Here is a 22,268-nt window from a genome sequence, read left to right on the forward strand (position 1 = left end):
TTTCGAGGGGAGGCGAACACGACCGCCTCCCCTTGTAGAGCGGTTGAGATAACTTACCCTCAAAAACGTTCCGGTGGAACGTTTTTGACGAAGCAATTTCTGCATTGGTTTGTGCATATTATATAATTGTCGTTTCTTTTTCGACAGACTGAGGTTTTCGGGATTTGCTCCGAAAGCCTTTTTTTACATTTTGGCAGTTCACTTTTTGGTAGCTGCCAGGATCGCTTTAGATGTCTCCCCCTTCTTATATTTTCCGTTTACGGAATAGAGGGAGGTGATTTTAAACTTGTACGCAGTATTGCTGCTAAGACCGCTTACTGTGCATTTTTCGCTCTTGACAGTCTTATACTTTTCGTATTTGCCTGTTTCGCTGTTATACATATAAACAGCATATGCGTCTGCACCCTCTGTCTTATCCCAGCGGAGAGTTATGCTGTCTGTTGTCCCGGAGCATTTGAAACCGGAGGGAGCGGCAGATCTATCTGAAGAAGCGCCTTCATATTTGTAGTTTAAGCCGTTTTCCTTTGCATATTTTTCTGCGTCAGAGCCTTTTGTAACTATGAGAGTAAGCTTTTGAGCAGTTACTTCCACATAATTCTTTTTCAGAGAACGCTCGTCTTTCGGTTTGACCTTCATTTCATATAATGTGGTATTTCCGTCGGCAAGCTTGGTGACCTGATTTTTTTCCCAGTCACTGCGAGCCAGAAAGTATGATTCTGCACCGTGGATATAACCCATATGATATTTTGCATCGGGTGTGAATATTGTATTTGGGGGTATACGTACCTCCGTAAGTCCGCAGCAGTTCATAAATGCTGTGCCTTTTATTTCCGAGCAGCTTTCGGGAATGTTTACAGAACTGAGAGAGAAGCAGTCATAAAAGGCTGCATTATCTATATAAAAGCTGTCCTTTTTATTTTCTCCGATAGATACTTTTTTCAGGTTATAGCAGGAGAAAAAAGCTTCTCTGCCGATTTTGTCCCTTACGCCGCCCTTTAATTCTACTGATCTCAGGTTGATACAATCGTAAAATGAGCCTTTGTCGATAGAGATAGGACTCTCAATAACCAGCTTTTTCAGATTTGTGCATTTGCTGAAAGCGTATTCTCCGATAGAAGCGTTCTGCGGAAATCCCTTTGGTATGGTAATGCTTGTTATGGTGTCATTGTTAGAGAAAGCATAGCTTCCCACAGCCACACCCTCAGGCAGCGTAATATCTCCGCCGGGACCTGAATAGTAAACGATATAGTCTATCCCGTCACTTTCTTTTTTTATAAAATAATCGCCTATAAAATAATTATCGTCCGAAGCGGCTTCGGCGGTTATGCCGATATCAAGGCTTTCCGATATGCTTTCGGGAAGGACTGCAAATGTTCCGAAAGCAAGGGCAAATGACAGTAATGCCGCTGTTTTTCTGAATTTCATAGTGCATTCTCCTTTTATATTGTATTTTTCGGTATTGTTTATCCCCGCAAAAAATTATAACATATTTTTGGACTGTATTCTTTATAAATGTTTAAATTTTTTTAATGCTTTTCAAATGACCGCAAAAACAAAACAGCAGATCATTCCCGACTTGACATAAAAATCTTACGGTGGTAAAATATTGTCATAGCAAGACACATTATGTCAAAGGAGATTTACAAATGAGGATATGGTTCAACCACTGGTTCAGCACCGCTTATCATATAATAAATCTGATGAAGGGCGAGGGAGATATTATCATCGGCTCAAGCAGCAATCCCAACAGCGTTGTAGGGCTTGCCTGCGACGAATGGTATACCGAGCCCGAGCTGCCCGAGGAGGAATATGTGTCCTTCTGTCTGGATTTCTGCCAAAGGCATAATGTGAACGTGTTCGTTCCCCGTCGGGGAATGGGAGTTATTGCCGAAAATGCACGCTTATTTGAAACAAAAGGCGTAAAGCTGCTTATGGACACAGACCCGCAGATGCTTGACACTCTCCGAAACAAGGAAAAAGCTTACAAATGGTTTGAAAGCTTTGCTCCCGAATATGTTCCCCTGCGCTTTGAGGTCAGAAGCCTTGAGGATTTCAGGCAGGCGTATAAGGCAATAACAGCGGAGTATGAACGTGCCTGTTTCAAATTTGCCGCCGACGAGGGAGCGGTGAGCTTTCGTGTTATCGACAATTTTATGAGCGATGCGGGCGGACTTTACAAGGCGCCCGGAATGAAGATAAGCTATGAAAATGCACAGGCAATTCTGTCGGATTACGATTTTTCAAAGCCGTTGCTGATGATGCCCTACCTTACGGGAGTGGAGGTCAGCGCCGACTGCCTTTATAAAGAGGGCGGCAGCATTATAATTCCCCGCTACAAGTCTCAGGGACGTATCTACACCGTAAAATACGAGGACGAAATTGTAAGCTTCTGCGAGGAATTCTTAAAGCGTTCCGGACTTAAAATGCCCTGCAACGTTCAGTTTAAATATCACGAGGGAAAGCCCTATCTGCTTGAGGTAAACACCCGAATGTCGGGAGGAGTTCAGCTTTCCTGCCTTGCTGCTGATGTGAACATTCCCCGACTTGCCCTTGAAAGGCTGATGGGAAATGAACCCGAAATAACCGTTGACCGAAGAGAACGCAGAGTAAGCTACATCGAAAGCCCCGTTATTGTGGGCGAAAGGGAATTTGCAGGTGCGACAATATGAACTATTCCGCCGAAAATACCGAGCTAAACTATTTTGATTTCGGAAATTCCGACATAAACTCCGTTCAGATAAACGGAAAAGACCTTGTTATCTGCATTTCGGACTGCATCGCCGAGCAGAACGCACCGGGAAATAATACGGGCAAAAAGCGCTGTATACCGAAACTGCGGCTCACCCTTTCGGACTTCCGTATAAAAAGCGCACTTCTTCACGGAATATCTGCCCTTAACGTCAAGGACAACGCCGTCAGAAAAAACAAGGAACGGCAGCTTTACAAAAGCGAGCTTTCCTCGCTTGAAGAACGGCTTTGCGGCGGCGGAGATATGGATATTTTTTCGCTGTCGGTGCAGGAATGTGACGGGGTATATGAGCTTTGGGCTGAAATAAACATCGAGGACGACGAGCGGAAGTGGTATCACATTAAATTTGCCTGCGCTCACATAACCGCAGAGTGGGAGGAGTTCGGGGAAGCCATAAACGATAAGCTCACTCTTAAACAGCGTGCGGCGATCCTCAAAAACTATATCCCCGCAGTTTTCCTGGCTCTCGGTCACAAGGACACGCCCCTTGTGGCAAAAATAGCGGCAGGAGCAGCCCTCGCTTATGCCCTGTCGCCCATTGACCTTATTCCCGATTTTATCCCCGTTCTGGGCTACCTTGACGATGTTCTTATCCTTTCGGGGCTTATCGCCATAGCTGTGAAGCTTATACCAAATGAGGTGCTGGCGGAGTGCGCAAAAAAAGCCGCCGAGGGAAGGGTGTCTCCCCAAAAGCGGTGGTATTATTCTCTGCCCATAATAATCATATGGCTGATAATTATCGGGCTTATTGTTAAGGCGATTTTGTAAAGGAGAGCGTTTATGTCAACAAGCAAGTCTTATCTCGAATATATCCTCGACAGCCTTTCGGGACTTGAGGATATCACATACAAATCAATGATGGGCGAATATATCGTTTACTATCGCAGAAAAATTGCCGCATACATATGCGATGACAGGCTTCTTGTAAAGCCCGTAAATGCCGCAAAACGGCTTCTTCCCAATGCACCGACAGAACCGCCCTACGATGGCGCAAAGCCGATGCTGCTTGTGGAGGATACGGACAACAGGGAGCTTCTCACACAGCTTTTCACCGAAATGTACGATGAACTGCCCGAGCCGAAGCCTAAAAAGAAGGAATGATTGTAACCGAATTGTAATTGACATAAAATGTCGGATAATGTATAATAAAAACGGTACATATTGTATCACATTGAAGCAGCCATTACGGTAGGCGGTGATGTCTCCTCTTTCCCCTCGCAAAATCAAATGGGAAAGGAGGTGCAGACGTATATGACGATTATCGAAATTTGTGCGTTGTCAGCACTCGTTGTTGATGTAATCCGCCTTATAATAGAAATCTTAAATTACAGACGCAATAAAAAAGACTGACCGCCCAAGTCGCAACCTTGAGCGGTCATTTTTGACATAATGTCAGAAACTTGACTTAACTTGGAGGCACGCCGTCTATTTGGCTGCTTCTTTGTTTTTAGTATAGCATAAAACTTTGGGTTTGTCAAGCCTTATTCCGAGAACATAGCAGTAGAAAGATATCTCTCGCCTGTGTCGGGGAGGAGAGCAACGATGGTCTTGCCCTTGTTTTCGGGGTGCTTAGCAAGCTGTATAGCCGCATAAAGAGCCGCACCCGAGGAAATGCCCACTAAAACGCCCTCAGTCTTGGCAATTCTTCTGCCTGTCTCAAAAGCGTCGTCATTCTCAACGGGGAATATCTCATCATAAATTTTAGTGTCAAGAGTGTCTGGAACAAAGCCTGCACCGATACCCTGGATTTTGTGAGGACCTGCTGTACCCTTGGAAAGAACGGGAGAGGAAGCAGGCTCAACAGCAACTACCTTGACATTGGGATTTTGGGACTTCAGATATTTTCCCGTACCTGTGATAGTACCGCCTGTGCCGACACCTGCAACGAAAATATCAACGGTTCCGTCTGTGTCGTCCCATATCTCAACGCCTGTGGTCTTTTCGTGAGCCGCAGGGTTAGCGGGATTTGAGAACTGAGAGGGGATAAAGCTGTCTGGAATTTCCTTGGCAAGCTCCTCAGCCTTTGCAATAGCGCCCTTCATACCCTTTGCGCCCTCGGTGAGGACAAGCTCAGCGCCGTATGCCTTCATAAGCTTTCTGCGCTCCACGCTCATGGTCTCGGGCATTGCGATAATGAGCTTGTAGCCCTTAGCCGCAGCTGCCGAAGCAAGACCGATGCCCGTATTGCCGCTTGTAGGCTCGATAATTGTGCTGCCGGGCTTTAAAACGCCCTTAGCCTCGGCGTCTTCGAGCATAGCCTTGGCAATTCTGTCCTTAACGCTGCCTGCGGGATTAAAATACTCAAGCTTTGCATAAATTTTAGCCTCAAGCTTTTCCTCTTTCTCGATATTCTCAAGCTCAAGCAGGGGTGTGTGACCGATAAGGTCGGTGATCTTCTTATAAACCTTCATATGTATCCGCCTTTCTGATGTTTTAAATGTTAAATATAGATATTTCCTATCTGTTTAATATGAATTATATCACAACGTTTTTGATTTGTCAAGTATTTACTGAAATTTTTTTCGGGAGAGGCAAAAAAATTCCCGATTTGTAAGGCAAATTAACGTTACCGAGCCACAAATGAAAAAATCCCTGCAAAATATTCCAATGTACTCGCTGCGGGGCGACCCCCGCCGCTGCGGGTCGTCACTCGCTTATAGTTTAAAACTGTGTGGCATAAGCTCCTCAAGGGTGAAAATCTCAAGGCTTCCCTTGTCATTTCTCAGAATAACTCTGAAACCCTCTTCCGCAAATTCGCTTAAAAACTGCCTGCAAATGCCGCAGGGAAAGGTAAGTCCGCCCCCAGCATTTGCAATAGCAATGGAAGAAAAGCGCACAGCACCCTCCGAGACCGCCTTGACGGCAGCAGTCCTCTCGGCGCATATCCCAGCTCCGTAGGAGGAGTTTTCCACATTGCACCCCGTAAATACCCGTCCGTCCGAGGAAAGAAGAGCCGCCCCCACCTTGAATTTTGAGTAGGGCGCATAAGCGTTTTCGCAGGCTTTTTCAGCAGTTTCCATAAGTTCGTTGTCGGTCATAGCAATATTCCTTCTTTCTTAAGCAGGTGTAATAATAAAAATCATCATTTCAGCACAGCCACAAGCCGAGTGCGCCTTCGTACTCTATTGTCGGATATTCTTCGATTTTTATCCAGGCTACCTCAAAATAGATTTTCTCCGTTGTATAGTCAAAAAGCTTAAATTTAAATCCATTGCATTTGTCCAACGCCTCGGTAGTATACCTGATAAAATTTGTTTCATCATATTCCGGCGGTTCCTGAATAAATTTTTGTTTGAGAAAACCCATTTGTTCAGAGTATTCCCAAGCTTGGCGGTCTTTTTCTTGGTCATTTGGGTCATATGCTCCAATACCAACAGCCCACTCATCAATTACTGTATTAAAGCAAATAGTATGCTCATCAGAGTCACAATATTCCCAATTTCCCTTATCAAATGAAATTGTATATTCTTTGCCAAGTTCAAGACGAGAAGCGGGAATTACTATAGAATAATTAGTTTCTGTATGAAGTGTATCAATGACATTGATGTTTTCGTCGTAAATTTCCGATGGTAAATCAAAACCATTTTTTTTAACCGAAAAAGGAATATTACCTTCACTTGAAAAAACTCTGAAAGACCCCACAGGTGTTTTCAATTCTGTTATATCCTGATAAATATATTCTTCGCTCATATCTGTCACTCCCTGATTTTTCAGTATCAGTCTGCACATACACAAAAGCTGCCCCCGACGACAATATCGCCAAGAGCAGCTTCAACATTATTATTTCATCAAAGTATTATGAACATTGATTCTGTTAAGCGCCCTCTTGAGTTTAAGCTCAGCAAGGTCAAGATCTCTCTCGCTGTTTTTGGCAGCGAGCCTCTGCTTAGCGTTTTCCTCGGAGCGTTTAGCCCATTCAATGTCTATCTCGTCCGCCCATTCAACAGCGTCCGCAAAGATATTTACCTTGTTGCCGCCCACCTTGATAAGTCCCGCCGAAACCGCAGCAAGACGGTATTCGCCGCTCGCCTGCATAACTTTCAGAGGACCCGAAGGCAGACTTGCCACAAGACTTGTGTGATTTGCCAGAATACCGATATCGCCCTCAGTGGTGCGGACGATTATCTGAGTGGTCTCCCCGTCAAAGAAGGTCTTTTCGGGGGTTATGACCGTAAGCTGAAAGGGTGTAGCCATTATGCTCTACCTCCTCAGTTGCCCGACTGCTTAGCTTTTTCCACAGCCTCGTCAATAGTGCCCACAAACAGGAAAGCGGACTCGGGAAGATCGTCGTGCATACCCTCGATGATCTCCTTAAAGCCTCTGATAGTCTCCTTGATAGGCACATACTTGCCCTTCATACCCGTAAACTGCTCAGCAACGCTGAAGGGCTGAGAAAGGAAACGCTGTATCTTTCTCGCTCTGGAAACGGTCAGCTTGTCCTCGTCGGAAAGCTCGTCCATACCCATAATAGCGATGATATCCTGCAGCTCGGTGTATCTCTGGAGAATGTTCTGCACCGCTCTTGCCACCTCATAGTGCTCACGTCCCACTATCTCGGGAGAAAGAATTCTTGAAGTGGAGTCAAGAGGATCCACCGCAGGATAAATACCCAGCGAGGAAATGGAACGGGAAAGGGTGGTGGTTGCGTCCAGATGTGCGAATGTAGTAGCGGGAGCAGGGTCAGTCAGGTCGTCCGCAGGCACATAAACCGCCTGAACGGAGGTGATGGAACCCTTGTTTGTAGATGTGATACGCTCCTGGAGAGCGCCCATCTCCGTAGCCAGAGTAGGCTGATAACCAACGGCTGAGGGCATACGTCCCAGCAGAGCGGAAACCTCAGAGCCTGCCTGAGTGAAACGGAAGATGTTGTCGATAAAGAGAAGAACGTCCTGACCCTCAACATCACGGAAATACTCCGCCATAGTAAGACCCGAAAGACCAACTCTCATTCTTGCTCCGGGAGGCTCGTTCATCTGACCGTAAACGAGAACGGTCTTGTCAAGAACTCCCGATTCCTTCATTTCGTTGTAAAGGTCATTTCCCTCACGAGTGCGCTCGCCAACGCCTGTGAAAACGGAGATACCGTTGTGCTGATTGGCAATGTTGTTGATAAGCTCCTGGATAAGAACCGTCTTGCCAACGCCCGCACCGCCGAAAAGACCTATCTTTCCGCCCTTGAGGTAAGGACAGATAAGGTCGATAACCTTGATACCTGTTTCAAGTATCTCATTAGAAGCGGTCTGCTCCTCGTAGGAGGGAGGCTCTCTGTGGATAGCCCATCTTTCCTCTGCCTCGGGAGCGGGCTTGTTGTCAACAGGCTCGCCGAGGAGGTTAAAGATACGGCCGAGAGTTTCCTTTCCGACAGGAACGGTAATGGGAGAACCTGTGTCAACAGCGTCCGTACCTCTTACCAGACCGTCAGTAGACGACATAGCGATACATCTTACTACATCGTCACCGATGTGCTGAGCGACCTCGCACACCAGCTTTTTGCCGTTAAGCTCGATTTCTATAGCATTGAGAAGATTCGGAAGGGAGTCCTTTGCGAAGCGGATATCAACGACCGCTCCGATGATCTGAACGACCTTTCCGACATTGTTCTGCGGCATTAAGTGATCACCTCGTTAATTAAATTTATACGAGCAGTATAATTTACATCAAGTATAATACTTAAAGTAAAATTATACAAATAGTAAATTGCCATTATTCAGCGCTGTTAGCGCCGCCGACAATTTCGGTAATTTCCTGAGTAATGGAAGCCTGTCTTGCACGGTTATACATAAGGGAAAGATTGCTTATCATTTCGGAAGCATTGTCCGAAGCGTTTTCCATAGCATTGCGTCTTGAAGCCTGCTCGGAAGCGAAGCTGTCCACGCAGGAGCCGAATATCATACCTGTGATATATCTGGGAACGATGTGATTGAACACCGCACCTGCCGAAGGCTCGTAAATGGGGAGAGCCTTGGATTTTTTCAGCTCGGTCTTGAACTCCACGGGCAGCAGCTGCTTTGAAACGGCAGTCTGCGTGATCGGAGAAACGAATTCTGTGTAGAAAAGCTCCTCTCTCTCATAAACACCCTTGATGTAAGGCTCCACGATAGATTCTGCGATCTCCTCCGCCTGCACTATCTTAATGCTCTCGCAGATGTTCTGATACTGAGCCATAAGAGTGTAGCCACGTTTTTCGTAGAATTCCACCGCTTTTTTGCCAATGGGAAGAATATCCACCTTGTCCCTTCCGCCAAGCTCGTCGATTCTTGCCTGAGCCAGCTTGAAAACGTTGTTGTTAAAGCCGCCTGCAAGACCTCTGTCGCCTGCAATGACAACAAGGAGGGACTTACCCTCCCCCGACTTTCGTGTAAAGGGGGAGAGAAATCTGGGATTTTCCGCCTGTATTTCGCACATAGTGTCATAAAGGGCGTTGAAATAAGGGCGAGCCCTGTCAGCCTTTTCCTTAGCCTTTCTGAGCTTGGAAGATGCAACCAGCTCCATTGCCTTGGTTATCTGCATAGTGGACTCGACGCTTTTTATGCGCCGCTTGATGACCTTCATATTGCCTGAAGCCAATTTAATGCTCCTCCTTTAGCAGTTGATATGGGTATCAGAGAGCTGCGGTGAATTTCTTCACAAACTCCTCGAGAGCGGACTTCAGAGCCTCTTCGTTTTCCTTGGTAAGCTCTTTGGTCTCCTTGATGGAGTCTATTATCTCGGGGTGACCGTTGTCGATGTAGTCAAAAAGCTCAGCTTCAAACTCGCTAATCTTTTCAACGGGAACATCTCTCAGATAATTATGTGTAACAGCATAAATGATAACGACCTGATTTTCCACCGCAATGGGAGAATTTCTGTCCTGCTTGAGGACTTCCACAACACGTTCACCCAGGGCAAGTCTTTCCTTGGTGTCTTTGTCCAGATCGGAGCCGAACTGAGAGAAGGACTGCAGCTCTCTGTACTGTGAATAGGTAAGCTTCAAGGAGCCGGAAACCTTCTTCATAGCCTTTATCTGAGCCGCACCGCCAACTCGTGAAACGGAGATACCGGGGTTAACGGCAGGTCTTACGCCCGAGTTGAAGAGGTCTGTTTCCAGGAATATCTGACCGTCTGTAATGGAGATAACGTTTGTGGGAATGTAAGCGGAAACGTCGCCCGCCTGAGTTTCGATAATGGGGAGAGCGGTGATGGAGCCTCCGCCGTAATCCTCGTTAAGGCTGCACGCACGCTCAAGCAGACGTGAATGGAGATAGAAAACGTCTCCGGGATAAGCCTCACGTCCGGGCGGTCTTTTAAGCAGCAGAGAAAGTGTACGGTAAGCAACAGCGTGCTTTGAAAGATCGTCGTAAACGCAGAGAACGTCCTTGCCCTGCTTGAGGAAATACTCTCCCATAGCAACGCCCGTGTAAGGAGCGATATACTGCAGAGGAGCAAGCTCGGAAGCGGTAGCCGAAACTACGATAGTGTAGTCCATAGCGCCGTTCTTAGCAAGAGTTTCAACCACATTGGCAACGGTAGAACGCTTCTGACCGATAGCCACATAGATACAAATAACGCCCTTGTCCTTCTGGTTGATGATGGTGTCGAGAGCGATAGCGGTCTTACCCGTCTGTCTGTCGCCGATGATAAGCTCACGCTGACCTCTTCCGATGGGTATCATAGAGTCAATAGCCTTGATACCGGTCTGGAGAGGACGGCTTACAGACTTTCTTGTGATAATGCCGTAAGCGGGCTGCTCAATAGGCAGTCTATCCGCAGCAGTAATAGGGCCCTTGCCGTCAATAGGCTGACCGAGAGCGTTAACGACTCTGCCCATAAGCTCCTCGCCAACGGGCACGGAAACGACGCTTCCCGTTCTCTTAACGGTGTCGCCCTCTTTTATCTCAGAGTCGGAACCCAACATAACAGCGGCAACGAAATCCTGCTCAAGGTTCATCGCCATAGCATAAACGCCGCCATCGAATTCAAGCAGCTCGCCCGACATACAGTTATCGAGACCGTGGATACGGGCAATACCGTCTCCCACAGTAACAACTGTGCCTGTGTCGGAAAGCTCTATCTTGGAGCTGAAATTCCTTATCTGATTTTTAATTATTCCGGTAATTTCGTCCGGACGCAAATCCATCTGATTCACCCTTTCGTAACATTGATGAATGGGAGCTTCCGCAAATAAGAATTAAACGGAAACCATATCCCTGATCTGTTTGTGCATATTTTCAAGTCTGGTTTTAACGGAACCGTCCATCATAGAGCCGCCTGAGGAAACGATCATACCGCCCATAATTGAAGGGTCGACCTTTTCCTTTAAAATAACGGTCTTGCCGTATTTCTTTTCAAGCTTAGCCCGAAGCCTTTCCCTTGCGTCGTCCTTGAGGGGAACGGCGGTGGTGACTATGGCTTCGGCAATGCCGGCACTCTCATAATAGCCGTTTCTGAATTCCTCTGCAATGCCCTGAAGATATCTGCACCTGTTTTTCTCAGACAATACACAGAGAAAGTTAAGGGCAGTATCGGAAATTTTTCCCTCAAAGACCGTTTTGATAAGGGAAAGCTTTTCCTCATCGGTGACGGTGGGGGCGCAGAGGACTTCGGTAAGCTCGGGGTTTGCGGAGAAAATGCCGCAGAGAGCGTCAAGCTCCTCGTCAAGCTCTTTCATAGAGCCGTCCTCGGCAGCTATCTCAAGCAAAGCCCTTGAGTATACATTTTCGACAGAACCTGCCATAAAAATGACCCTTCCTTTCCGTAAGCGCTGCAGTCGTCAAACGGCTTATTCGTCTTCGCCGATGCCGCCGATAAACTCGTCAATAAGACGTTCCTGCTCCTCATCGGAGGAGACCTCTTTTCCGATGACCTTGCCCGCAATGTTAACGGCAATGTCGGAAATTTCGTCCTTGATCTGATTAACGGCACGCTTGCGTTCTCTCTCGATGTCGGCATTAGCCTTGGAAACAATGCCCTGAGCCTCGTCCTTCGCCTGAGCGATTATCTCGTCTGAGCGAAGCTGAGCTTTTTTGGAAGCAGCCTTTACTATCTCGGCGGACTCTTCCTTAGCTGCGGAAAGCTTCTCGGCATATTCGGTCTCCATATTCTTAGCCTTTTCAAGAGCGGCGTCAGCGTCCTCATAGGTCTTTGACACCTGAGCCTTGCGCTCCTCGATTATCTTGTTAACGGGAGCAAAAAGGAATTTCTTGAATAACAAAAACAGGATAAGGGTATTGAGCAGCACACCGATAATGGTGCTTGGCTCAATGCTGAAAAAATCAAAATTAAGATGCATTTAATCTGACCTCCGTCCTGTATCCGCAAGTCCCGTATCAGCCCTCAAGGTGCTTGAGGAAGGGATTAACGAACAGCAGAATGATACCAACGAGGAGACCGTAGATACCGGTTGACTCAGCAACGGCGCAGCCGATGAACATTGTAGTGGTGGCAGAGGACTTAGCCTCGGGCTGTCTGCCGATGGTCTCGATAGCCTTGCCGACAGCGTAGCCTTCACCGATACCGGGGCCGATACCTGCGATAAGAGCAAGACCTGCGCCTATGCCCTGACCCATAAGTACGAGAGCCTTTGCCAGAAGCAATGCCTGAGCGTCTGTCATATTCATAAAAAATACCTCCGATTAAAAATTTTCAGAATAAACATAAGCTTGTCTCTATTATACTGTTTGTAATTTTGCGACAAATTATACAGATAGTGCTAATCTTCCTTGCCTGCAGCGTCTCCCACATACGCCATAGTAAGCATAATGAAAACGTATGACTGGATAACGCCCGAGAAGAAATCGAAATAAATCGACAGCACAGCGGGAATACCGACCTGGAATACGTGGAAATAATTTAAGGCGCTGAAATTCAGAGCCAGCGCATTATAGACCACATTGCTGAGCACAGTGAGGAAAGCGTACACGATGGAGCTGATTATCATACCGCTGGAAATATTGCCGAACATACGCAGAGCCATAGCCACAGGAGTAGCTATCTCGCTGAGAATGTTAATTGGCGTGATAACAGCCACAGGCTCCGTAAAGCCTTTTAGATATCCTCCGAATCCGTTGGATCTTATCTTGTAGAACGTAATGAGGATAAACGTGAGCGCAGCCCAGGTGCCGGTGCAGTTGATATCCACCGTCATACTTCTGAAGCCGAAAATGCTGATGAGCGAGCCTGTAAGCGCAAAGGTGAATATGGTAGCGATGTAAGGTGCAAGGTGCATCATTTTGGCGCCCATATTTTCCTTGACCAGATTGTTGAAGAAGGTAACGAACCATTCCGCAAGCACCTGTTTTTTGGAAGTGGGAACGACTTTCAGATCGCTTGTCAGCCATTTGATGAGGATAAACAGGAGAATGATCAGAAGCCAGCCTGTAACGACAGTCTCGGAGATGGAGAAAAGCTCCTCCGAACCGTTCATGACCGTGATCATTTTTCTCGGACCGAGAACGTCAACGTGAAGCTCGGTGTCGAAAAATCCTGCCGCAGCAGCCGATAAAGCGGACGCTGCCTGAGCGGTTTCCATATTGCTTTACCCTCCTTTCCTTGAATTTTTGTCCCGATGGATAATTGCGCTGCCCGAGTAGAACAGCTTAGGATACAGCAGGGGGATAAAAACGCATACGGGGTTAAAGTATGCACAGTTAAAGCCCAGAACAAGAGCCGCACCCATAACAGCAAGGCGGATAAGATAGAAGCTGAACATATATCTTTTAGCCGCCTTAGCAGAGCCTCTCTCAACGGCTCTCTCCGCCGAAAGCCCAAGGATGATGAAGTTTGCAAGAGAAGCGGCAGTACCCAGCAGAAGACCTGCGGGGACCTGAATGTTCAGCCCGTAAAAGGGCAGCGTTGCGATAAATATGAGTAAATCGGCAATGAGTATTTTGGGGAGCAGAAACTCAAGCTGTTCATTTATCATTTTACTGAAAATCCTTATCTTCATAAGATTAGCCGTAAGCTCCTTTTTATACCGAAAGCCGTTAATTTACAGATAAATATGCATAATAGTATTATACCAAATTCGGATAGAAAAAGCAATAAATTTCTGTAACTTTTGTGAAATCATACTAAAAGATTAGGCAAAATTACAACATCTCCCAAAATTCGACTAATTCAAAACGGATAAACTGCCGAAAAAATAAAAATCCATTTCACCCTCTTGACAGAAAACATTTTATGTGGTATCATAAATAGGTCACGGGGCGTAACTCAGTTTGGTAGAGTGCTTGCTTTGGGAGCAAGATGCCGCAGGTTCAAGTCCTGTCGCCCCGATTGGGAAGTGAGCTGTCAGATAGGCGGCTCACTTTTTTCTTTATTATTTATTCTTTAAATTTATAAAAGTCAAGCCCCTCCGAGGAAAAACTCAAAGGGGCAAAAATCATTTCACATCATAATACTTGTCATAATTAACAAGCTCGTCTAAAAGCTGCGGTATCTTCTCGTCCATTTCCTCGTAGGAGAACTGGCAGGTGCCCACCGCCTTGTGACCGCCGCCGCCGTACTTGAGCATAAGGCTGCCCACGTTAACATTGGAGGTGCGGTTCAGAACGGAATATCCGCAGGCGCAGGAGCAGCCCTTGCCGCCCTTTCCGCTTACTATCCAGGCGGAGATGTTCTGCTCGGGATAAAGGCTGTAGATAAGGAAACGGTTGCCGCTGTAAATGGGGTCAACGCCTCTCAGATCGGAGATGATAACGTCCTTTTCAACTCTTGTGTGTGCCTTGACCATTTCGATGAACTTGTCGTTCTGCTCGAAGTAAACCTCAATTCTCTCCTTCACATCGGGGAGAGCAAGGATCTCCTCGGTGTTCATAGTGCGGCAGCAGTCAATGAGCTTTTCCATAAGCTGATAGTTTGAAATGGTAAAATTTCTCCATCTGCCGAGACCTGTTCTGGGGTCCATAAGAAAGCCGATAAGTATCCAGCCTGTGGGGTGGAGTATCTCCTCTTTTGTAAGATTTCCCGAGTCCACCTTGTCAACGGCTTCCATCATATCGTCATAATGGGAAAAGCGCTCCTTGCCGCCGTAGTAATCGTAAATTATTCTTGCGCAGGAGGGAGTTATTCGGCTCTCGCCCTTGTACTTTCCCTCAAGCTGGTTTCTTTCGTGTTCGCTGGAGTGGTGGTCGAACCACAGACCGCAGCCCTCCACAAAGGGGACGTTTGCCAGGCAGTCATTCTCGGTTATTTCCACCAGACCGTCCTGGAGGTCCTTCGGGTGGGCAAATTTCCAGGAATCTATAATTCCTGCGTCCTTGAGAAGGGCTCCGCAGGCAAGACCGTCAAAATCCGAACGTGTTACAAGACGCATTATCAGCAGCTCCTTTTTTTCTATGATAACATTACAATTATTATATCATATCACTAAAATGTTTTCAATAGCTATTTCATATTTTGACATTTTAACTATAAATTCGACACACGTTTTGACAAATCGGTTAAAATACAGAAAATCCGCATACCTCTTTGACGGAGATATGCGGATATATGCGGTTGCTTATACTTATTAATGTAGGTGACGGGTCTCTCGTTTCCTGCAAGATTTAAATATTTCTATCGTTACCGAACTGCCTGCCTGCCGCCCGGATAAACTATAGAACGAGCGCACGCAGGCTCAGCCTGCCGTTACCGAGCCGCCCGCCTGTCGTCCATATAAATTATAGAACGTCTCGCTGCGGGTCGTCACCCGCCAGCCTGCTTATTTACCGGCTGTCTCCAGAGAAGCCCTGATAAAATCCGCAAAAAGCTTGTGAGGCTTGTTGGGACGGGACTTGAACTCGGGGTGGAACTGAACGCCCACGAACCAGGGGTGGTCGGGAACTTCCACGATCTCCACAAGTCTCTCGTCGGGGGAAATTCCCGCAATTCTCAGACCATTTTCGGTGAGCTGGGAGCGGAATGCGTTGTTGAATTCCCAGCGGTGGCGATGACGCTCATAAATAAGCTCCTCGCCGTAGACTCTGCGGCATATGCTGCCCTCTGCAAGCTTGCAGGGGTAGAGACCCAGTCTCATAGTGCCGCCCTTTTCGGTAACGTTTTTCTGATCCTCCATAATGTCGATAACGGGATAGGGAGTCTCGCCGAATTCGGTGGAGTTTGCGCCCGAAAGACCCAGCACGTTTCTTGCATATTCGATAACGGACATCTGCATACCGAGGCAAATGCCGAACATAGGCTTCTTATTCTCTCTGGCATAGCGGATAGCTTCTATCATACCCTCAATGCCTCTGTCTCCGAAGCCGCCGGGAACGATGATTCCGTCACATTCGGAAAGCATTTCGGAAGCATTGCTCTCGGTTATCTCCTCGGAATTTATCCAGCGGATATCCACCTCTGCGTCATTAACGATACCGCCGTGACGGAGAGCCTCCGCAACGGAAAGATAAGCGTCGTGGAGCATAACATACTTGCCCACAAGACCGATAACTACCTTGCGGTGAGCAGCCTTTGTGCGGTCGACCATCTGAGTCCATTCGGTGAGGTCGGGCTTTCTGTTCTCAAGTCCCAGATGATAGCATACGGAATCGGCAAGGCCCTCGTTTTCAAGCCACAGAGGAACTTCGTAAAGGGAGGGGGCGGTAAGGTTCTGAATAACGTCCTGAGGACGTACATTACAGAACATAGCCATTTTGCGGCGCATATCCTCGGGAAGCTCCTTCTCACTTCTGCACACAAGGATATTGGGCTGAATGCCGACGGAAAGCAGCTCCTTTGTGGAGTGCTGAGTGGGCTTTGATTTAAGTTCCTCGGAGCCTGCGATGTAGGGAACGAGAGTTACGTGGATATAGATAGCGTTTTCTCTGCCCACCTCTGCGCCTACCTGCCTGATAGCTTCAAGGAAGGGGGTGGACTCGATATCGCCCACGGTACCGCCTATCTCGGTGATAACGATATCGGTGTTTGACTCCTTGCCCACACGGTACACCTTGTCCTTTATCTCATTGGTGATGTGAGGAATTACCTGAACTGTGCCGCCCAGATAGTCGCCCCGTCTTTCCTTGTTGAGAACGGTCCAGTAGACCTTTCCCGTGGTGATATTGGAATTGACGGTAAGATTTTCGTCAACAAATCTTTCATAGTGACCCAGATCAAGGTCAGTTTCGGTGCCGTCATCAGTAACAAAGACCTCGCCGTGCTGATAGGGGGACATTGTTCCGGGGTCAACGTTTATATAGGGGTCGAATTTCTGAAGAGTTACCTTGTATCCCCTCTGCTTTAAAAGACGTCCCAGAGACGCTGCTGTAATACCTTTTCCGAGACCCGAGACCACGCCGCCTGTGACGAAGATGTATTTTGTAGGCATTTTTTTCTCCTCCCATAAATTATTATATAGTCAAATAAACATATCGTTTTTAATTATACCATTTATCTTTGGAAAAAGCAAGACGTTTTGATTAACTTTGTTCATCTTTTTTGCGGGTGACGACCCGCAGCGAGTACGCTTGATTATTTTTCGGGGATCATTTTATTTGTGGTACGGTAACTCCGGCTTGGTTTTATATGACCGATGCTAATGAATGTTTTAAAAAAAGAGAAAAATGCAAAATATATGTAAAATCTGCACATTTTGCAAAAGAGATATGATGACTTGTGTGTCGAAAAGTAACAAACTGAAATTTTTTTTGAAAAAACCCTTGACTTTTGCCTCAGAATGTTGTAGAATAAACAAGTCGGTTGAGGACAGCGGCTTAAAGCGAAGCGGTCGGAAACCACGAAGCAGGCCCTGAAATATCGGGTGAATGGGAGCATAGCTCAGCTGGGAGAGCATCTGCCTTACAAGCAGAGGGTCATAGGTTCGAGCCCTATTGTTCCCACCAAATTGAGCGGAGCTGATTTTTCAGCTCCGCACATAATTCGGCCTGGTAGTTCAGCTGGTTAGAACGCCGCCCTGTCACGGCGGAGGTCGTGGGTTCGAGTCCCATCCAGGTCGCCATTTGCCTCTGTAGCTCAGTCGGTAGAGCAGGGGACTGAAAATCCCCGTGTCGATGGTTCGATTCCGTCCGGAGGCACCATAAATATGCGGATTTAGCTCATCCGGTAGAGCGCCACCTTGCCAAGGTGGAGGTAGCGAGTTCGAGCCTCGTAATCCGCTCCACGATTCGTCGAGACAATAGTCTCGGCGTTTTTTTTATGCTTATAAAACTTTTCCGCACAGCGGGAATTGTTCTTTATTCTTTAACAGCTCTTCGTTTCTGAATAAAGAAATAAGATTTTAAAGAATAAAGGAAAAACAACAAATAATAAATTAAAGAACGATCGGCTGCAGACTTAGCCTGCTTACCGATAGAGGGTCACTCTTTTTCTTTCAAAGCTTTCCTTATCCTGCTCAGAGATTCGGGTGCTATTCCGAGATATGTTGCTATATGGCGCTGTGCGGCTCCGCTGCATATTTCGGGATAAAGCTTTCTGAAATGAATATACCTTTCCGTTGCATTTTCAACAAGAAATCCGTTTTCTCTGTAAATTTTATATCGCAAAGCATTTTCAAGAAGCAGTATGTACGCATTTTTTAACCGTTCATTTTCAAAAATGTGCTTTTTCATTTCCTCTGCGCTGAAGATCATAAGCGTAGTTTCTTCCAGCGCTTCCCATTCGCACAAGCTTTCGTTATAGCCGAACAACCCCTCGTCCATACAAAGCGTGCCTTTGACTGAAAATCCTCGTGTTATATCGTTGCCGTCTTTGTCCACATAATAACATCTTGCAATTCCGCCGAGAACCAGCCCTGCATTTTTTGTTTCATCTCCGATGTGCTGAAAGACAGCGCCTTTTTCAACTGCACGGAAAACAGACATATTTACGATCTTTCCCAGTGTCTCAGCGTCAATATCTGTCTTGAATTGCTGAGCCATTTTCATTAGCTGACTGACAAGATATTTTTTATCCATTTACATTTCCTCACGCTGTAATAATATAAAAAGCTACCGATATCAAATTCATTCCGCCGTGTGCGATCATCGGGACTATCAGATGACCGCTTTTTTTATAGCCCCATATCCACAATAAACCCACAATAAATGAATGACCGATATTAAACCAGTCAAGCATTCCGAACATTGCGTTAAACAGCAACAGAGCCGCCGTTTCACCGAAAACACTTCCGCAGAAGTTTTTTGCAAATCCTCTGAAATAAATTTCTTTGCAAATTCCGCTGACAAAGCCCAGGGAGATCATCATCAGAATGATCTCTCCTGCCGAAAGGCTGCTCCTGCCGGCAAATGCCAGCTCTGTTCTTCCTTTGCCTGCAATGAGCGAAAGCAGGCTGATAACGGAGGATATAACGGCAAGGACAACTCCTGCTGTTATATCCCTGCAAAGACTTTTCTTTTCATATATCTCGGTTTTCAGGCTTATCCCGCTTTGCTTATATAACAATATTGCGCCGGGAAGAAATATGATATTCACAAGTATCAGCACCAGACAATAGGTGTTAAGGTCGGCGTTTGCATAGCTTGCAATATCGAGAAAATTCATTCCCTCTCTGTAATTCTGACACGAACGCAGGACTTCATATCCCGATACCAAAAGAGTTAATGCGGTTGTAATTTTCAATGCCTTTTCAGCGTTAACAGCAGTTTTATCATTCATTATGATCACCTCTACAGATGATTATAATACGTTTGCTCATTGTTTGCATTGACATTTGTTAAGAGAAAGAAAATTGATGTTTTAGATCATAGACTCCCTTTTTTACGCTGTCCGAGATATGGAAATTGACCAGATCCATTACTCAGCCTCAATAAGCCCCTTGCTCTCAAGATACTCGGTAATGTAATCATAGCTGAATTTCGACATACTTCTCACCCCGTGAGCATTTGCAAGCTCGGGAGTGTAATCGGAAAGCTTGTAAAGGCGGATATTGCTGTAGTTGCCGTCATAGTGAGTAACGATGGGGATAAACTCCGTATCGCAGATAACATTCTCTTTGCCTTCCTCAACGGTAACGCCGAAATTCAGCACACCGCCGATAAGATTTGTCCCCACCGACTGAGCAGAGATGAAATTGCCCAGAGAATATGCACAAAGGGTCTGTCCCCCGTCGGAAGTGTATATCATCTCTATCTCCCTAAGAACGTGAGGGTGGTTGCCGATGATGACATCTGCTCCCGCCTCGGCAAATTCTGATGCTGCCTGACGCTGATAATCCTCCACCACGCCGCTGTTTTCCGTTCCCCAGTGAAGGGAGACCACGCAGATGTCGGATATCTCGTCAGCCGCTTTAATTTCTTTGATTATAGTATCCTTGTCAAACCGACCTATCTGCAGCTCCGTATCCGCAGGCAGACTAAGACCGTTAAGGCTTTCGGTGTAGCATAGAAATGCGACTCTCACCCCGTCCTTTTCAACAATTCGGATATTCTCCCTGTCCTCTTCATTGCGGTATGCCCCCACACGGACCATACCCCTCTCGTCATAATAATCAAGGCAGGCGGAAAGCCCCTTTACTCCCTTGTCAAGGGTGTGATTGTTGGCAATGGTAAAAACGTCCACCCCAAGCTCCGCCATATAGTCGCCCAGCGCCACAGGACTGTTGAAGCAGGGATATGTGGACGGCTCAAAAATATCGTTGCATATAAGAGTTTCCTGATTTAAAACGGTAATGTCCGCCTTGTCAAGCAGGTCTGCCGCCCCTGCATATGCATATTCAAAATCATAGCCGTTCCCCTCGGCACGCCTTGCCGCCTGCTTGTAAATGGACGAGTGGATAAGATTGTCCCCTAAAGCCGTAAATGTGACAGTCTTTGCCACAACAGGCGGCTCGGTGACGATGGTGGTAGTTTCCGTTGTTTCCACGGTCGTAACAGAGGTGACCGTCTCCGTATCTGTCACCTCGGACACTGCCGCAGGAATGGCTGCTTCTTCGGAAACAGCTGTACAGGAGCATAAAACAAGCGCTGAGATGACCGCCGCAAAAATACGTTTTTTCATAATGATACCCCCCGGGTCTCAAAGCTGTGAGCAAGCCCTTTTCAAAGCTTATGTACATCTAAATTTTTATAATTATACCTCAAACAGATAAATTTGTCAAATTAAAGTATAAAATTCCCGAAAGCCCTTGACAAACTAAAAAATACGTGATATAATAACAGCGTTATTTAAATTGAGGTGCAAAAGCAATGACCAAAAGAAAAGGAGCCGTTTCCGAGGAAACAAAGGAAGCCATATTGTCCGCAGCAGCAGAAGAGTTCTATGAATACGGCTATGAAAAAGCGTCTCTCAGGCACATATGCAGCAGAGCAGGGGTGACCACAGGCGCAGTTTACTGCTTTTTTGAAAACAAGGAAGACTTGCTTTCCAATGTGATGATACCCATATTCAATGTGGTGCGCTCCATATCCATAGATTATGACAAGGTGCTGTGCGATGATTACACCGCCTTTGACGAGTTCCAAAAATTCTTTTCCGCAAACAGGAAGCTGTATCATATCCTCTATTATAATATGAACAATCCCGTAATAGCAGGATATATAAAAGCCATTACCGAAGAGTTCACCCATCAGATAACAGATGTGGCGCATAAGGCATTGCCCGGAAACAAGGAGCTGCCAAAGGAACTGGACGAGTATATCAGCAGATGCCTTGCGCATATAATGGTCTATTCCATAATTAAGATAATATCCGAGGAACCGGATGACCGCATTGTAACGCAGCGCCTTATAACCACCGTCAGGGTCTACAAAAACGGCATACTGTCTCTTTTAAAATAAAATTGAGCCTTAAAAAGCTCTTTTTTAATAACGAATAAGTAACATTGTTATTTAAATGGAGGTAATCAGAATGAAAAAGTCCGAATTAAACGCACTGCCCAAGTCTATCCGCAAAAAGTACAACCTGACAAACGGGGTAAGAACAGTTACCCTGTTTCTCGGCTGGATAATCGCCGCCCTGCTGTTTATCTATTCGCTGGGAAGCGGACAGAAGGGGTTTGCCAATATCATTTTTGCGCCCCTGTTCGGTGGGGGATTTATCCACGGCTTGTTCCACGCAGAGTTTGTGTTTAAAAATGCATTCAAGAAACTGGGAATTATCATAGGATTTTTTGTAAGCGGCGTTATCTTTACCATAGCCGCCTACTCGGGCTTTATTTTCATTATCATTGATACGGTGCTGTTTATCAAGAAAAAGCCCCTTATCTATCCCTTTGAGGACAAGCACTTCCTCGTGGTGGAGGATCTTGCGGAGCTTATCAGGCAGGAAGGCGGAGTCGCATACGAATACGACCTTCCCGAAGATCTTGACTGCGGGTGACGACCCGCGGCGAGGTCGCGCTGTTAATTCGTGCGTATCAGTTAGTTCTGTCACCGCGCCGACAGGAATGTCAACAGCCTGCTAATAATAAATTACGGGGCAACTTGTCGATAAAGTGAGATAATAAAAAAATTTGCACAAATAAGATCACTCTAAAAGTTTCGTCCACCTTTTCAAAGGTGGCAGGGGACAAGGGGGCGGCGCCCCCTTGTCGCCGTTCCGCAATGATAAACAAAGTTTATCTGCGAAATCTCCTTTATCTTTCAAAAACGGTGCAAGGGGTGAGAAA

Annotated in this window: 23 protein-coding genes and 5 tRNA genes; 10 read left to right on the top strand and 18 right to left on the bottom strand. The window is 46.4% G+C overall.

Annotated features, from left to right (window positions below):
• Positions 1 to 198: 198 nt before the first annotated feature.
• Positions 199 to 1,425, bottom strand: coding sequence for a leucine-rich repeat protein (locus ACR0QN_RS11535; protein ID WP_432651365.1), 1,227 nt, complete (start codon positions 1,423 to 1,425; stop codon positions 199 to 201).
• 221 nt (positions 1,426 to 1,646) lie between these two features.
• Between ACR0QN_RS11535 and ACR0QN_RS11540 the strand changes: the two genes are divergently transcribed.
• The 3 genes from ACR0QN_RS11540 to ACR0QN_RS11550 are packed head-to-tail and all read left to right on the top strand — an operon-like array spanning position 1,647 to position 3,850.
• Entirely contained in the window at positions 1,647 to 2,669 is a 1,023-nt protein-coding gene (locus ACR0QN_RS11540) for an ATP-grasp domain-containing protein (RefSeq protein ID WP_432651366.1), read from the top strand.
• Positions 2,666 to 3,517, top strand: coding sequence for a YkvA family protein (locus ACR0QN_RS11545; RefSeq protein ID WP_432651367.1), 852 nt, complete (start codon positions 2,666 to 2,668; stop codon positions 3,515 to 3,517). The genes ACR0QN_RS11540 and ACR0QN_RS11545 overlap by 4 nt, the downstream gene beginning before the upstream one ends.
• A gap of 12 nt (positions 3,518 to 3,529) precedes the next feature.
• Positions 3,530 to 3,850, top strand: coding sequence for a TfoX/Sxy family protein (locus ACR0QN_RS11550; protein WP_432651368.1), 321 nt, complete (start codon positions 3,530 to 3,532; stop codon positions 3,848 to 3,850).
• A 380-nt stretch (positions 3,851 to 4,230) separates the two neighbouring features.
• On the opposite strand, the gene cysK is transcribed toward ACR0QN_RS11550, so the two are convergent.
• From cysK to ACR0QN_RS11610, 12 genes are all read right to left on the bottom strand, one after another.
• Complete coding sequence (cysK, locus tag ACR0QN_RS11555; RefSeq protein WP_432651369.1) at positions 4,231 to 5,160, bottom strand: cysteine synthase A; 930 nt, start codon at positions 5,158 to 5,160, stop codon at positions 4,231 to 4,233.
• Between the two features lie 243 nt (positions 5,161 to 5,403).
• The gene (gene cdd, locus ACR0QN_RS11560; RefSeq protein WP_432651370.1) at positions 5,404 to 5,787 is read right to left on the bottom strand and encodes a cytidine deaminase; all 384 of its coding nucleotides are present in this window, start codon (positions 5,785 to 5,787) and stop codon (positions 5,404 to 5,406) included.
• A gap of 49 nt (positions 5,788 to 5,836) precedes the next feature.
• The gene (locus ACR0QN_RS11565) at positions 5,837 to 6,439 is read right to left on the bottom strand and encodes a hypothetical protein (protein ID WP_432651371.1); all 603 of its coding nucleotides are present in this window, start codon (positions 6,437 to 6,439) and stop codon (positions 5,837 to 5,839) included.
• 90 nt (positions 6,440 to 6,529) lie between these two features.
• The gene (atpC, locus tag ACR0QN_RS11570; protein WP_432651372.1) at positions 6,530 to 6,943 is read right to left on the bottom strand and encodes an ATP synthase F1 subunit epsilon; all 414 of its coding nucleotides are present in this window, start codon (positions 6,941 to 6,943) and stop codon (positions 6,530 to 6,532) included.
• 14 nt (positions 6,944 to 6,957) lie between these two features.
• On the bottom strand, positions 6,958 to 8,358 hold the full coding sequence (atpD, locus tag ACR0QN_RS11575) for a F0F1 ATP synthase subunit beta (protein WP_432651373.1): 1,401 nt from the start codon (positions 8,356 to 8,358) through the stop codon (positions 6,958 to 6,960).
• A gap of 94 nt (positions 8,359 to 8,452) precedes the next feature.
• Entirely contained in the window at positions 8,453 to 9,316 is an 864-nt protein-coding gene (atpG, locus tag ACR0QN_RS11580; protein WP_432651374.1) for an ATP synthase F1 subunit gamma, read from the bottom strand.
• 34 nt (positions 9,317 to 9,350) lie between these two features.
• Positions 9,351 to 10,865, bottom strand: coding sequence for a F0F1 ATP synthase subunit alpha (atpA, locus tag ACR0QN_RS11585; RefSeq protein WP_432651375.1), 1,515 nt, complete (start codon positions 10,863 to 10,865; stop codon positions 9,351 to 9,353).
• Between the two features lie 51 nt (positions 10,866 to 10,916).
• On the bottom strand, positions 10,917 to 11,462 hold the full coding sequence (locus tag ACR0QN_RS11590) for a F0F1 ATP synthase subunit delta (protein WP_432651376.1): 546 nt from the start codon (positions 11,460 to 11,462) through the stop codon (positions 10,917 to 10,919).
• 45 nt (positions 11,463 to 11,507) lie between these two features.
• Positions 11,508 to 12,017, bottom strand: coding sequence for a F0F1 ATP synthase subunit B (gene atpF / locus ACR0QN_RS11595; RefSeq protein ID WP_432651377.1), 510 nt, complete (start codon positions 12,015 to 12,017; stop codon positions 11,508 to 11,510).
• Positions 12,018 to 12,054: 37 nt separating this feature from the next.
• Entirely contained in the window at positions 12,055 to 12,339 is a 285-nt protein-coding gene (gene atpE / locus ACR0QN_RS11600; RefSeq protein WP_432651387.1) for an ATP synthase F0 subunit C, read from the bottom strand.
• A gap of 98 nt (positions 12,340 to 12,437) precedes the next feature.
• Complete coding sequence (locus ACR0QN_RS11605; RefSeq protein ID WP_432651378.1) at positions 12,438 to 13,256, bottom strand: F0F1 ATP synthase subunit A; 819 nt, start codon at positions 13,254 to 13,256, stop codon at positions 12,438 to 12,440.
• 6 nt (positions 13,257 to 13,262) lie between these two features.
• On the bottom strand, positions 13,263 to 13,649 hold the full coding sequence (locus ACR0QN_RS11610) for an ATP synthase subunit I (RefSeq protein ID WP_432651379.1): 387 nt from the start codon (positions 13,647 to 13,649) through the stop codon (positions 13,263 to 13,265).
• Positions 13,650 to 13,928: 279 nt separating this feature from the next.
• Between ACR0QN_RS11610 and ACR0QN_RS11615 the strand changes: the two genes are divergently transcribed.
• Positions 13,929 to 14,002: transfer RNA gene (locus ACR0QN_RS11615), tRNA-Pro, on the top strand.
• A 106-nt stretch (positions 14,003 to 14,108) separates the two neighbouring features.
• On the opposite strand, the gene ACR0QN_RS11620 is transcribed toward ACR0QN_RS11615, so the two are convergent.
• Positions 14,109 to 15,041 (bottom strand): exopolyphosphatase, encoded by a 933-nt coding sequence (locus tag ACR0QN_RS11620; RefSeq protein ID WP_432651380.1) that lies wholly within the window; start codon positions 15,039 to 15,041, stop codon positions 14,109 to 14,111.
• Positions 15,042 to 15,428: 387 nt separating this feature from the next.
• Entirely contained in the window at positions 15,429 to 17,033 is a 1,605-nt protein-coding gene (locus ACR0QN_RS11625) for a CTP synthase (RefSeq protein WP_432651381.1), read from the bottom strand.
• A 438-nt stretch (positions 17,034 to 17,471) separates the two neighbouring features.
• Here ACR0QN_RS11625 and ACR0QN_RS11630 point away from each other — a divergent pair.
• The 4 genes from ACR0QN_RS11630 (at position 17,472) to ACR0QN_RS11645 (ending at position 17,825) form a co-directional block, all read left to right on the top strand.
• Positions 17,472 to 17,547: transfer RNA gene (locus ACR0QN_RS11630), tRNA-Val, on the top strand.
• Positions 17,548 to 17,586: 39 nt separating this feature from the next.
• A tRNA-Asp gene (locus ACR0QN_RS11635) sits at positions 17,587 to 17,663 on the top strand.
• Positions 17,664 to 17,666: 3 nt separating this feature from the next.
• A tRNA-Phe gene (locus tag ACR0QN_RS11640) sits at positions 17,667 to 17,742 on the top strand.
• Positions 17,743 to 17,749: 7 nt separating this feature from the next.
• Positions 17,750 to 17,825, top strand: a tRNA-Gly gene (locus ACR0QN_RS11645).
• A gap of 196 nt (positions 17,826 to 18,021) precedes the next feature.
• Here the strand turns inward: ACR0QN_RS11645 and ACR0QN_RS11650 are convergent.
• The 3 genes from ACR0QN_RS11650 to ACR0QN_RS11660 form a co-directional block, all read right to left on the bottom strand.
• Positions 18,022 to 18,618, bottom strand: a complete 597-nt coding sequence (locus tag ACR0QN_RS11650) for a Crp/Fnr family transcriptional regulator (protein ID WP_432651382.1) — start codon at positions 18,616 to 18,618, stop codon at positions 18,022 to 18,024.
• Positions 18,619 to 18,628: 10 nt separating this feature from the next.
• Positions 18,629 to 19,318, bottom strand: a complete 690-nt coding sequence (locus ACR0QN_RS11655) for a CPBP family intramembrane glutamic endopeptidase (RefSeq protein WP_432651383.1) — start codon at positions 19,316 to 19,318, stop codon at positions 18,629 to 18,631.
• A gap of 138 nt (positions 19,319 to 19,456) precedes the next feature.
• The gene (locus ACR0QN_RS11660) at positions 19,457 to 20,659 is read right to left on the bottom strand and encodes a CapA family protein (protein WP_432651384.1); all 1,203 of its coding nucleotides are present in this window, start codon (positions 20,657 to 20,659) and stop codon (positions 19,457 to 19,459) included.
• 188 nt (positions 20,660 to 20,847) lie between these two features.
• On the opposite strand from ACR0QN_RS11660, the gene ACR0QN_RS11665 reads away from it, so the two are divergent.
• Together ACR0QN_RS11665 and ACR0QN_RS11670 are read left to right on the top strand one after the other, a co-directional pair.
• Positions 20,848 to 21,438 (top strand): TetR family transcriptional regulator, encoded by a 591-nt coding sequence (locus ACR0QN_RS11665; RefSeq protein WP_432651385.1) that lies wholly within the window; start codon positions 20,848 to 20,850, stop codon positions 21,436 to 21,438.
• A 70-nt stretch (positions 21,439 to 21,508) separates the two neighbouring features.
• Positions 21,509 to 21,979, top strand: coding sequence for a hypothetical protein (locus ACR0QN_RS11670; protein WP_432651386.1), 471 nt, complete (start codon positions 21,509 to 21,511; stop codon positions 21,977 to 21,979).
• Positions 21,980 to 22,268 lie beyond the last annotated feature (289 nt).

Origin of the sequence: Huintestinicola sp. (assembly GCF_050874005.1) — a bacterium.
In the GTDB taxonomy this organism is placed as follows: domain Bacteria; phylum Bacillota; class Clostridia; order Oscillospirales; family Ruminococcaceae; genus Huintestinicola.

Coding starts and splice junctions, on each gene's coding strand:
- ACR0QN_RS11665 (WP_432651385.1), top strand. CDS start 20,848: ATGACCAAAAGAAAAGGAGCCGTTTCCGAGGAAACAAAGGAAGCCATA.
- ACR0QN_RS11545 (WP_432651367.1), top strand. CDS start 2,666: ATGAACTATTCCGCCGAAAATACCGAGCTAAACTATTTTGATTTCGGA.
- ACR0QN_RS11540 (WP_432651366.1), top strand. CDS start 1,647: ATGAGGATATGGTTCAACCACTGGTTCAGCACCGCTTATCATATAATA.
- ACR0QN_RS11625 (WP_432651381.1), bottom strand. CDS start 17,033: ATGCCTACAAAATACATCTTCGTCACAGGCGGCGTGGTCTCGGGTCTC.
- ACR0QN_RS11535 (WP_432651365.1), bottom strand. CDS start 1,425: ATGAAATTCAGAAAAACAGCGGCATTACTGTCATTTGCCCTTGCTTTC.
- atpE (WP_432651387.1), bottom strand. CDS start 12,339: ATGACAGACGCTCAGGCATTGCTTCTGGCAAAGGCTCTCGTACTTATG.
- cysK (WP_432651369.1), bottom strand. CDS start 5,160: ATGAAGGTTTATAAGAAGATCACCGACCTTATCGGTCACACACCCCTG.
- atpC (WP_432651372.1), bottom strand. CDS start 6,943: ATGGCTACACCCTTTCAGCTTACGGTCATAACCCCCGAAAAGACCTTC.
- ACR0QN_RS11660 (WP_432651384.1), bottom strand. CDS start 20,659: ATGAAAAAACGTATTTTTGCGGCGGTCATCTCAGCGCTTGTTTTATGC.
- atpD (WP_432651373.1), bottom strand. CDS start 8,358: ATGCCGCAGAACAATGTCGGAAAGGTCGTTCAGATCATCGGAGCGGTC.
- ACR0QN_RS11550 (WP_432651368.1), top strand. CDS start 3,530: ATGTCAACAAGCAAGTCTTATCTCGAATATATCCTCGACAGCCTTTCG.
- cdd (WP_432651370.1), bottom strand. CDS start 5,787: ATGACCGACAACGAACTTATGGAAACTGCTGAAAAAGCCTGCGAAAAC.
- ACR0QN_RS11590 (WP_432651376.1), bottom strand. CDS start 11,462: ATGGCAGGTTCTGTCGAAAATGTATACTCAAGGGCTTTGCTTGAGATA.
- ACR0QN_RS11620 (WP_432651380.1), bottom strand. CDS start 15,041: ATGCGTCTTGTAACACGTTCGGATTTTGACGGTCTTGCCTGCGGAGCC.
- ACR0QN_RS11670 (WP_432651386.1), top strand. CDS start 21,509: ATGAAAAAGTCCGAATTAAACGCACTGCCCAAGTCTATCCGCAAAAAG.
- atpA (WP_432651375.1), bottom strand. CDS start 10,865: ATGGATTTGCGTCCGGACGAAATTACCGGAATAATTAAAAATCAGATA.
- ACR0QN_RS11655 (WP_432651383.1), bottom strand. CDS start 19,318: ATGAATGATAAAACTGCTGTTAACGCTGAAAAGGCATTGAAAATTACA.
- ACR0QN_RS11650 (WP_432651382.1), bottom strand. CDS start 18,618: ATGGATAAAAAATATCTTGTCAGTCAGCTAATGAAAATGGCTCAGCAA.
- atpF (WP_432651377.1), bottom strand. CDS start 12,017: ATGCATCTTAATTTTGATTTTTTCAGCATTGAGCCAAGCACCATTATC.
- ACR0QN_RS11605 (WP_432651378.1), bottom strand. CDS start 13,256: ATGGAAACCGCTCAGGCAGCGTCCGCTTTATCGGCTGCTGCGGCAGGA.
- ACR0QN_RS11565 (WP_432651371.1), bottom strand. CDS start 6,439: ATGAGCGAAGAATATATTTATCAGGATATAACAGAATTGAAAACACCT.
- ACR0QN_RS11610 (WP_432651379.1), bottom strand. CDS start 13,649: ATGATAAATGAACAGCTTGAGTTTCTGCTCCCCAAAATACTCATTGCC.